8 protein-coding genes and 4 pseudogenes are annotated in these 9,860 nt (G+C 68.4%); 3 read left to right on the forward strand and 9 right to left on the reverse strand.

From position 1 onward, the window contains the following. Positions 1 to 33 precede the first annotated feature (33 nt). Entirely contained in the window at positions 34 to 483 is a 450-nt protein-coding gene (locus FOE67_RS07840) for a carboxymuconolactone decarboxylase family protein (RefSeq protein WP_182661878.1), read from the reverse strand. 83 nt (positions 484 to 566) lie between these two features. Here FOE67_RS07840 and FOE67_RS07845 point away from each other — a divergent pair, with 83 nt between their 5' ends. Continuing rightward, the gene (locus FOE67_RS07845) at positions 567 to 1,445 is read left to right on the forward strand and encodes a sigma-70 family RNA polymerase sigma factor (RefSeq protein WP_182661880.1); all 879 of its coding nucleotides are present in this window, start codon (positions 567 to 569) and stop codon (positions 1,443 to 1,445) included. Between the two features lie 87 nt (positions 1,446 to 1,532). Then, positions 1,533 to 1,735 (forward strand): annotated as a pseudogene (locus FOE67_RS29050) (LD-carboxypeptidase); the annotation flags it as partial. Here the strand turns inward: FOE67_RS29050 and FOE67_RS30300 are convergent. Then, the gene (locus FOE67_RS30300; RefSeq protein WP_323384457.1) at positions 1,732 to 2,619 is read right to left on the reverse strand and encodes a DUF5956 family protein; all 888 of its coding nucleotides are present in this window, start codon (positions 2,617 to 2,619) and stop codon (positions 1,732 to 1,734) included. The pseudogene FOE67_RS29050 and the gene FOE67_RS30300 sit on opposite strands and share 4 nt — an antisense overlap. On the opposite strand from FOE67_RS30300, the gene FOE67_RS07855 reads away from it, so the two are divergent. After that, positions 2,563 to 4,092 carry a UDP-N-acetylglucosamine 1-carboxyvinyltransferase gene (locus tag FOE67_RS07855; RefSeq protein ID WP_182661884.1) on the forward strand — a complete coding sequence of 510 codons (1,530 nt, stop codon included), beginning with the start codon at positions 2,563 to 2,565 and terminating at the stop codon, positions 4,090 to 4,092. The two genes, FOE67_RS30300 and FOE67_RS07855, sit on opposite strands and share 57 nt — an antisense overlap. Positions 4,093 to 4,235: 143 nt before the next feature. Here the strand turns inward: FOE67_RS07855 and FOE67_RS07860 are convergent, their stop codons facing one another. From FOE67_RS07860 to FOE67_RS30305, 7 genes and pseudogenes are all read right to left on the reverse strand, one after another. Further along, complete coding sequence (locus tag FOE67_RS07860) at positions 4,236 to 5,408, reverse strand: tyrosine-type recombinase/integrase (protein WP_323384459.1); 1,173 nt, start codon at positions 5,406 to 5,408, stop codon at positions 4,236 to 4,238. Positions 5,409 to 5,537: 129 nt separating this feature from the next. Then, positions 5,538 to 5,849: a helix-turn-helix transcriptional regulator gene (locus tag FOE67_RS07865; protein ID WP_182661886.1), complete on the reverse strand. Its 312-nt coding sequence runs from the start codon at positions 5,847 to 5,849 to the stop codon at positions 5,538 to 5,540. 974 nt (positions 5,850 to 6,823) lie between these two features. Then, positions 6,824 to 8,009: pseudogene (locus FOE67_RS07870) on the reverse strand (IS110 family RNA-guided transposase); the annotation flags it as partial. Between the two features lie 104 nt (positions 8,010 to 8,113). Then, positions 8,114 to 8,445, reverse strand: a pseudogene (locus FOE67_RS07875) (glyoxalase superfamily protein). 66 nt (positions 8,446 to 8,511) lie between these two features. Continuing rightward, positions 8,512 to 9,186, reverse strand: coding sequence for an IS630 family transposase (locus FOE67_RS29055; protein WP_228473670.1), 675 nt, complete (start codon positions 9,184 to 9,186; stop codon positions 8,512 to 8,514). Beyond that, entirely contained in the window at positions 9,183 to 9,599 is a 417-nt protein-coding gene (locus FOE67_RS29060; protein WP_228473669.1) for a helix-turn-helix domain-containing protein, read from the reverse strand. Before FOE67_RS29060 ends, FOE67_RS29055 begins: the two co-directional genes overlap by 4 nt. A 145-nt stretch (positions 9,600 to 9,744) precedes the next feature. Then, a pseudogene (locus FOE67_RS30305) lies at positions 9,745 to 9,860 on the reverse strand (transposase); the annotation flags it as partial.

A 9,860-nucleotide genomic window follows, 5' to 3' on the forward strand; every position in this document is an offset into this window, starting at 1 on the left:
GCACCTACGGAGCCGTGTCCCACGCCCCCCGGCTCACCATGTCCTGCCCGCCTGCCCCCGGACCGTGCGGTTGATCCGATTGAAGAAATTGGTCAGCGCGATGTTCAGGATGATCGCGGAGAGCTGCTTCTCGTCGAACCGCTCGGTGGCGGCCTCCCAGATGTCGTCGGTCACGCCGGGCGCGCCGTCCTGGATGCGGGTCGCGGCCTCGGTCAGCGCGAGCGCCGCCCGCTCGTCCTCGGTGAAGAAGGGCGTCTCGCGCCACGTGACCACGTTGTGCAGCCGCTCATCGGTCTCCCCCTTCTTCTTCGCTCCCCGGACACCGGCGAAGACGCACGGGCTGCAACCGTTGATCTGGCTGGCGCGCAGGTGGACCAGCTCGAGCAACAGTGGTTCGACACCGGCACCGTGAATCGCTTTCATGAGGTGTTGGACCGCCGTGAAAACCTCGGCACCGCCGGGGCTCTTCATGCGTGCTTCCATCGTTCCCGCTCCTTCGATCGGTTACCCGGGCCCTTTCGGGCGCGTCATCCTCATGACGGAGCGGATTCGAGGAAGGTAACAACATGCCCGACACCAACCCGACGGACCCGGTGGCGGAGGCGTTCGAGGCACAGCGCGAGCGTCTGCGCGCGGTCGCCCACCGGGTACTCGGCTCGCACGCCGACGCCGAGGACGTGGTCCAGGAGGCCTGGTTGCGACTCTCTCGCCAGGACCCGACCGCCATCCACAATCTCGCCGGCTGGTTGACCACGGTGGTCGGCCGGATCAGCCTCGATGTCCTGCGCTCGCGTCGGTCCCACCCCGAGGCCTCCTACGACGACGAGCTGCCCGAACTCATGGTGACGGTGGACGACACCCCCTCGCCGGAGGAGGACGCGGTGCTCGCCGACTCCGTCGGGGTGGCACTCCTGGTCGTCCTCGACTCACTCGGGCCGAACGAGCGGCTGGCGTTCGTGTTGCACGACCTGTTCGGGGTGCCCTTCGACGAGATCGGCCGGATCCTGGGCAGGTCCACCGCCGCCGCCAAGATGCTCGCCAGCCGCGCCCGCGCGAAGGTGCGGGCGTCCGAGCGACAGACGGCCGGGGAACAACAGCGGCGAGAGGTGGTCCGGGCCTTCCTGGCGGCGGCCCGCGGCGGCGACTTCGAAGGGCTGCTGCGCGTACTCGACCCGGAGGTGAGGCTGGCCGTCGACACCCCCCGGGGCCCGGTCGTCACCATCGGCGCCACGGAGGTCGCCACCGGTGCGCAACTGTCCGCCCGCGCCGCCGTGCGGGGACGGGAAGTGCTCGTCGGCGGCCGGCCCGGCATCCTCTCCTGGCGCGAGGACGGCACCCCGCTCTCGGTGCTCGCGTTCACCGTCGTCGAGGGTCGGATCACCGTGATCGACGTCGTTGCCGACCCCGCCGCTCTCGCGGCGATGAACCTGCCGTCCCCGATGTGAGCGCCCGCGGGGACGATCGGTTCGCCCCGGGCGGGCCACGTTCACTGTGAGGGCGCCGGTCCGGTGGGCCGGGCGAGGAGCCGGCCCCTCGACCGTCCGCTCGCCGCCCCGGAGCGGGAACGGTACCGACGGGAGCAACGGGGGGCCGTGCTGCGTGCCCTGCGGGAGTACGCGCCCGACGCGATGGCGGTGTTCGACGTCGACCCGGCCACACCGACCCGCAACTCGTCGTTCCCGTCGGCGGCACGATCCGGGGGGACGGCCCGGCCCGTCGCCTCACCGTCACCTACCGACCGTCCCCGCCGCGCCGGTCCGGGGCGGCGGAGGCCCGCCGGAGTTCGTCGACCCACAACTCCACCAGGCCGGGGCAGAGGTGGTCGAGGTCACGGGGCCGGGCGAGGGCGAGAACGTGCTCCACCACGGCCTCCACCCCGGCGTGGTCCCCCACCGGTCGCAGCAGCCACACCCTGCCGGGCGGACGCGGGGGCACCCCCGCCCCGGCCAACAGCGCGTTGACCTCGGCCTCCTCCCGACGGCGTTCCTCCTCGCCCATCGGCACGCACCGCACGTCGGTGATCCGACCGGTGGCGTCCGTGCGGGTCTCGGTGACCCACACGGTGGACCGGTCCGGTACCCATGTGCGGGCCGGGGCGGGCCACAGGCAGGGCAGGAAGCACCACAGCGCCGAGTCGGGCACGAGCGTCCAGCCGAACTCCACCAACTCGCGGACCTCCGGCAGTCGGTCGCGCTCCAACTCGGTGCGGTGCGTGCGCCCCGCCGACACCGGGTGCGGGGCGGTGTCCCGGCCCCAGTCCGTCGTCACCATGCCACTCCCCTCCCCCGGCACCGGTTCCCGGCGCCGGCCACGCGCCGGCTTCGCCCGGGGCGTCCGGAACATCCTTCCACCGACCCAGGGCCTCCCCCGGTTTCCGCTCGGCCTCCGCCGGCGCGGGACACGCCCGGGCGCGGGGCACGGGCGTGTCGCGGAGGGAGGGGCTTTCGACCCCTCGACGACCGGCGGGTATGCGCCGAGGATGGACCCGTCCCTCGATCGAGGCATCACTCGAACGGACGCACCTGGCAAGCGGCATCTCATATCCGAGATACAGTCGGTGTCATGACCGAGGACTACCTTGCCCGCATCGGCAAGCTCATCCGGGACGCCCGCCAGCATCGCGGCTGGACCCAGCTGCAGTTGGCGGAGGCGCTGAACACCAGCCAGAGCGCTGTCAACCGCATCGAACGCGGGAACCAGAACATCAGCCTTGAGATGATCGCGAGAATCGGCGAGGCCCTGGACAGCGAGATCGTGTCCCTCGGCTACGCCGGTCCGATGCACCTGCGGGTGGTCGGCGGACGCCGCCTCTCCGGCGCCATCGACGTCAAGACGAGCAAGAACGCCTGCGTCGCCCTGCTGTGCGCGTCCCTCCTCAACTCCGGCCGCACCGTGCTGCGCCGGGTGGCCCGCATCGAGGAGGTCTACCGCATCCTGGAGGTGCTCTCCTCCATCGGCGTGCGCAACCGCTGGATCAACGACGGCGCCGACCTGGAGATCGTGCCCCCCGCCGAGCTGGACCTCGACGCGATGGACGCCGACGCCGCCCGGCGCACCCGCAGCATCATCATGTTCCTGGGCCCGCTGCTGCACCGCATGGACCGGTTCAAGCTCCCCTACGCCGGCGGCTGCGACCTCGGCACCCGCACCGTCGAGCCGCACCTGACCGCGCTGCGCCGCTTCGGCCTGGACATCACCGCCACCGAGGGCACCTACCACGCCGTGGTCGACTCCTCCGTGCGCCCGGACCGCCCGATCGTGCTGACCGAGCGCGGGGACACCGTCACCGAGAACGCGCTGCTCGCCGCCGCCCGCCACGACGGCGTCACCGTCATCCGCAACGCCTCCTCCAACTACATGGTCCAGGACCTGTGCTTCTTCCTGGAGGCGCTGGGCGTGCGGGTGGAGGGCGTGGGCACCACCACCCTCACCGTGCACGGCGTGGCGGAGATCGACCGGGACGTGGACTACTCCCCCTCCGAGGACCCGGTCGAGGCGATGAGCCTGATCGCCGCCGCCGTGGTCACCTCCTCCGAACTGACCGTGCGCCGCGCGCCGGTGGAGTTCCTGGAGATCGAGCTGGCCGTGCTGGAGGGCATGGGGCTGGACTACTCCGTCTCCCCCGAGTACACCGCCGACAACGGCCGCACCCGGCTGGCCGACGTCACCGTGCGGCCGTCCAAGCTCGAGGCGCCGATCGACAAGATCCACCCCATGCCGTTCCCGGGGCTGAACATCGACAACGTGCCGTTCTTCGCCGCCATCGCGGCCAGCGCGCACGGCTCGACGCTCATCCACGACTGGGTCTACGACAACCGGGCGATCTACCTCACCGACCTCAACCGCCTCGGCGGCCGGCTCCAACTCCTCGACCCGCACCGGGTCCTGGTGGAGGGTCCGACCCGGTGGCGGGCCGCCGAGATGATGTGCCCGCCGGCCCTGCGCCCGGCCGTCGTCGTGCTGCTGGCGATGATGGCCGCCGAGGGCACCTCGGTGCTGCGCAACGTCTACGTCATCAACCGCGGTTACGAGGAGCTGGCCGAGCGCCTGAACTCCGTCGGCGCGCAGATCGAGATCTTCAGGGACATCTGATGCGAGGAGGCCGCCGCACCCCTTCCGACCTGCGTCGACGCGGGTCGGGGAGGGGTGCGGCGGCATCCCCGGGACTTCTCTGGGACTTCGGTCCCGCGGTGGGCCGGGAGCCACGCTCCCCGAGCCCTGCCGGCCGACCCCGGCTACGCGAAGATCGCGTCGATGGCGGCGCTGCCCCGTGCGCCGGCGCGGGGCAGGAAGTGGGAGTACTTCCGCAGCGTGAACCCGGGGTCGGAGTGCCCCAACCACCGTGCCAGGGAGACGACCGACTCTCCCGCCTCCAACTCCTCGGATGCGTAGAAGTGGCGCAGGGCGTGGAAACCGTGCTCCCGGGACGGCTCCCACACCCGAGCACCGTTGGCACCGCTCTCCCCCAGCGGGGCAATCACACCCGCCGCGACCAGAGCGGGCTTCCAGACGTAGGAGTTGAAGTAGTTCCGGTTGACGGCCTTCCGCTCGCGTCCCGTCACCAGGAGGCTGTAGGTCCTCGGCCGCCGGTGTTTGGCTTCCACCGGCGTCTCGGCGGGAGTCGGGTCGTCCCAGGGAAGCGTGACCGGCACCGGCGCGAACCGCTCCGTGTGGTCTCCGATGGCCCGGGCCACGCTTGAAGGAAGCGGCACGTCCCGAACCTTGCGCCCTTTGGGAAGCGCGAAGCACAGCCTGGCCCGCACCATCTTGACCTGCCGCCGGATATGGACGACTTCCTTCTCGAAGTCCACGTCATCCACCGAGAGCCCGAGCGCCTCCCCCTGACGGAGTCCGAGACCTGCCCCGAGCACCAGAAGGAGCCGATAGCGGTCCGGCATGGCCGCCCGTACCGCCAGTACACGTTCAGGTGGCCACGCCTCGACTCTGCCGGGAGCGGCAGCCGGAGGTCCGACCGTGCTGGACCGGCACGGGTTGCGTGCGAGGCGACGGTCCTCGACCGCGGCCTGGAGAATGCCGGAAAGCGTCGCCCATACAAGACGGATCGACGTCGGGCCGAGATCCTTTTCCAATCGCTTCTTCCAATGGCGGAGAACTTCCGTACCGATGCCGTTGAGCGGCTGAGCCCCCAGGTGGGGAACGATGTGCCGGCGCACCCTCTGCTCGATCCGCTCGATCGTGGAGGGGTCACCGCTCCGAGTGGGCCACCAGTGGTTTGCGATGTACTCCTTGAGCGAGATGGCTCCGTCGCGCGGATCGACGAACTCGCCTCGTCGTACATCGGTCTGGGCCTGGGCGAGCCAGGTCTTGGCGTCCTGAAGAACGCCAAAGGAACGGTCCTTGACGCCGGGTATTCCCTTGACCCGGTAGCGGGTGCACTTGCCGTACATGGCGGTGCGATCGCGTCTGCCGGTTTTCGGGTTCGGGCGCTTCTTCAGCCATCGGTCTTCCACGTAGCCGGCCAGGTTGAGCTCCTTCGCGACAGGGACATGGCAGCGTCATACGGCGTCCGACAGTCGTCAGAGGCTGGTAAATCGAGCAGAACGCTTCCGGGGTCGGGCATCGAGGGGATTGAGGGCCGGATTGGAGCGGGAATCGGCCTGCTCCTGTTCGCGGACCCAGGCATCGAGGGCTTCCAGCCGGTACATGACGCGTCCGCGGGGCCCCATGCGGAAGCTCGGCGGACCCTGTCGGCGATGGCGCCAGACGTAGAGCGTGTGGGGCGAGAGACCGAGATATCCGGCCGCGTCACTCACGTTCAGAAACGCTTTGCGGGGGGTGCCGTTCGAGTCCGGGGTAGCGGAGTGCGGGAATGAGGTGCGTGCAGGCATAGGAGTGTCCTTGATGCTGAACGTGGAGGAGCTTTCGCGCCGTTTGAAAGGCAGCCGTCGGGTGAATCGGAGGGTGGGCTCACCGCTCCTGCCAGGACTGTGAGCTCATGTCCCGGAAACGCTCCGATGATAAGGATCGATCACGCGATTGTGGCGTCGGGGTGAGGTTCACCGGAGTAAGCACGAGCCGATGGCATCCGCGCCTGAAGTGAGGACCAAAGCGCGGGGTCGGTAATTACGGTTTGAGCGGATCATGAAGATTCATATCCCTCGGCCAGATGCCTTCGGCCGGTTGCGAGATCACCCGGACGGAAGCAGTAGGGGTAACAACGCGAGCCACCTCAGGCGCACAGCAGCCCAATCGGCAACCACGCCGGGTGGGGCGGCCGCCCCGAGCCGCTTCGCCAAGCAGAAATCCGGAGGATGGCGATGGACTCCCCGGACGCCATGTATAAAGCTCGTCCGTCAGCAGGGTGACCTCTTGGACCTGCTCCTCGGATAGCAGCCACTCTTCTTCCATGACCTCGGCATGCACGGCTTCGAATCCCTTGGAGAGATGACTGGATACGTCCCGCTGAGATCGACGGGGCAGACCCCATGGTCTTCGGAATCGCCGGTTTGGCTAACCGGCGATCGTCGGCTATGTTCGGCCCCCTCTGCGCTCACGACGTCCAACCGCACGCAGGAAGCGCAGAGCGCCACCGCACTTCTCCGGACTGCTCCAGATTCGCTTGCCGCACCCTGTTATTCCAGTCCATTGCGCACCAAAAGTGTCTGCCGTCGGCGAATCATCGCGCTTCAAAAAGCAGGTGCGAACACTGCAACAATCGCGTCCACTTGGCCGCCATCACCGAAAAACGAAGCAAATTTCTTCCACTGAGCTTGAGCTCGTGGCGGGTATGGACCAAGGAGATGCATCTCCTGGTATCACCAGAGCATGAGATGCCCACAAGGATTCCTAATGCCGTCTGTGAAGCCGCGAGGGCCGTCGGTGGCGTGAGCTCGTAGCACCGTCCGTCGCGGAGGAGGGCCCGGAGGGCGTTGACCCAGCGGCGGGCGAGGGCAAGGACGGCTTGGGTGTGACGCTTGCCCTCGGCTCGTTTGCGATCGTAGAACCGGGGTGACTCGTCGCTTCGTCGGATGCTGAACAGCGCGGAGGTGTAGAGGACGCGCGGGAGCCGTCGGTCGTGGCGCTGCGCCATCGCGGCTTGCCGCTGATCTTGCCGGAGTCGCGCGGGACCGGTAGCGGCGCCGCCGAAGCTGGCAAGAGGGTCTGGGGTACCGAAGACGGCCATGTCACCGCCGGTGGCGGCCAGGCACTCGGCACCGGGGATGAGGCCGGGGTCAGGTATCCCGGTGAGCACCTCGAAGTGCCGGTGGTCGCGAAACCTGGCCTCGATGGGCTTGTCGAACTCGGTGACCTGCTCGTTGAGGGCTAACACCTCCTTCGCCGGGGTGTGCACCATCTGCGCGGTCAGCTTCTCTGCGGGCAGGCTGGCGTGCCGGCGTTCGGCCGCTTCGACCGCACTCCCGGCGAGCCGGCTGGCGCGGAGAACCTTGCGGTTCCGCAGCCGGGCCTCCGGGCGCTTGGCGCCGAGCAGGCGGATGGCCGTAGCGGTCTGGTAGCCGGTCAGCAGCGTCAGCGGGCCCTTGTCGGTGAGGTCCGGGTCCCGTTCCGGGCCGGGGAAGAGGCCGGCCGGCTGAGCCCTCGGTCGGTTGATGGTGCGTGTGCGGTCGGCGACCGGGTCTACGCGCCGCCCGGTGGGAATCTTGAGGTCGATGATGGTTTCGTCGCCGGGGCTCAAGGGGTGCAGATCGCGGCGAATGCGGACCCGGTCGGCGATGACGGCGGCGTCCTTGGCATCGGTCTTACCTTCACCGCGGTAGCTCTCGGAGGCACGGTGGACGGCCCTGCCGGAGATGTGGTTCACCAGCTGGTCATGGTTGAGGAGGATGCCCATGGCCAGGACGGCTCCGCCGTCAGCCGGGTCGATGCCCCGGGTCACCTCGTTGCCCAAGGCCAGGACGTCGGTGAGAAGTTCGAGAAGTTCGGGCTCGTCGTTGGCGCCGCGACAGCAGCCAGCGGCCACTCTCATCGATCGCGACGCAGTGGTGGTGGGTCTTGCCTGCGTCGATGCCGGTCCGGATCGCGGCCGTCATGCCTCCGTGCGGGGGGGGGTGCGGGTGCCTCCCGAGGAACGGCCTCGCTGTCGATCTCGCTCAGCCACCCGCACAGCTTCCCTGCCGCGCACTGTCGGCGAGTGTCATTCCGTCGGCGTGCCGATCCGAAGCCGATTGCCGTCAGGGTCGAGCAGCTCAATCTCACGGGCCCAAGGAGCGTCCCTCACCTGCACCCCGAACTCGGAGGCGATGGCCTCGACATCACGAATGCGGAGGTAGACCAACGTGTCGGGGTGGGCGTCGCCCGTGTACTCCGACAAGAACAACCGCACCCTGCCCCGGGCGACCTCGACGAACCCGGGAAGCCCCGGTTCGAAGCGGTGTTCCCACTGCTTGGCGAAGCCCAGCCGCTCGTACACGCGACCGCCACCGCAGGGTCCTCGACGCGAAGAATGGGAATGGCTACCTCGTCCATGGCGTCATCGCCGCAGACCGCTCTGGGGCGAACGTTGCCTGATACGGCACTAGTAGAGTGTCGCCGCTAAAGTTCGGGGTATAGGTGGCGGAGTCGGATCCTTGCGTCGCTGGTCGTGAAGTGCCAGTTGACTTGGCGTTGATCGTCGTTGGTGGCTTGCTGCCAGGCCGCGAGTTCGGTGTTGAGGATGTCGAGGTCGGCGATGCGGCGGTCCAGGCACTGGCGGGTGAGCGCGGCGAGTTCGATCTCGGCGATGTTGAGCCAGGAGCCGTGCTTGGGGGTGTAGTGGATCTCCAGGCGGGCGGCCAGTTCCCGGGCCTTGGCGGGTTCGAAGGTTTCGTAGAGCGAGCCGATGGTGTGGGTGTTGAGGTTGTCCATGACCAGTACCACCTTCTGCGCGTCGGGATAGTCGCAGGTCAGTAGCCGATCGACTTCCTCGGCCCAGTCCAGGCGGGTTCGCCTCCGGCGGGCGTTGACGCGGCGGTGGCCGGCCAACGGTTCGACCCACACGAAGATCGAGCAGGTCCCACCACGCACGTACTCGCAGTCCTCCTTCAGGTCACGCCCCGGAGCGGCGGGGAGGGGGGCGCGGGCGTGATCGAGGAGTTGGTAGGGCTTCTCGTCCATGCAGACCACCGGAACGGCGGGATCGTAGGGCCGGACGTAGACGTCGAGGACATCCTCCATCCGTGCGACGAACTCGCCGTTCGCCTTGGCGGGGATGGTCCAGCACTTCTTCAGATGAGGACGAAGCGCCGTTTTTTAAAGATCTTCCCGATGGTCGAGTGGTCCAGATCCGGCATGTCGTCCATCAGCGCGACCTGCTTCTCCAGCAGTCGCAGCGACCATCGCGACCTGCCCGCCGGGGGCGCGGAGCATCCCAGCGCGATCAGCCTGGCCTCGACCTCGCCGGTCACGATCGGCTCAACCGGCGGCGTGGAGCGCTTCTTACGCCGGATCGTGGCCCCGACATCGCCATCACGCTCGACATACGCCCTGGCCACGTTCGTGATCGTCTGCGGGTCGACTCCGACCCTCTCGGCGACCGCGCGCCGACCCGGCGGCTCACCGACGCTCTCGTCCAACTCCAGCAGGATCCGCGAACGCCGTACCTCCTGCGCCGGATGCGCGCCGGTCCGCACGATCCGCGTCAACCATTCACGTTCGTCAGCACTCAATCTCACCGACGGCAAACCCGACCGCGCCATGACACACCCTCTGGCGGCAGATAGGGGAAGACCGCCACGAACGGTCTACCACAACAACGACATTTAGCGGCGACACTCTACTAGTGCCACATCAGGCAACGTTCGCCCTGTCGATGACCTCGCGGAGGCGTTCGTCGGCGGCGTGACGGTTTCGCCAGATGATGTAGCGGCGGATCATGCTGCCCTGCTCTTTGTGGCTGGTGTGGT

Source organism: Streptomyces calidiresistens (genome assembly GCF_014141525.1).
Classification (GTDB): Bacteria; Actinomycetota; Actinomycetes; order Streptomycetales; family Streptomycetaceae; genus Streptomyces; species Streptomyces calidiresistens.

What these genes read in the sequence shown, in the direction of transcription:
- FOE67_RS07860 (WP_323384459.1), bottom strand. Translation starts at nt 5,408, where the DNA reads ATGTACGGCAAGTGCACCCGCTACCGGGTCAAGGGAATACCCGGCGTC.
- FOE67_RS07840 (WP_182661878.1), bottom strand. Translation starts at nt 483, where the DNA reads ATGGAAGCACGCATGAAGAGCCCCGGCGGTGCCGAGGTTTTCACGGCG.
- FOE67_RS07845 (WP_182661880.1), top strand. Translation starts at nt 567, where the DNA reads ATGCCCGACACCAACCCGACGGACCCGGTGGCGGAGGCGTTCGAGGCA.
- FOE67_RS30300 (WP_323384457.1), bottom strand. Translation starts at nt 2,619, where the DNA reads ATGCTGGCGGGCGTCCCGGATGAGCTTGCCGATGCGGGCAAGGTAGTC.
- FOE67_RS07855 (WP_182661884.1), top strand. Translation starts at nt 2,563, where the DNA reads ATGACCGAGGACTACCTTGCCCGCATCGGCAAGCTCATCCGGGACGCC.
- FOE67_RS07865 (WP_182661886.1), bottom strand. Translation starts at nt 5,849, where the DNA reads ATGCCTGCACGCACCTCATTCCCGCACTCCGCTACCCCGGACTCGAAC.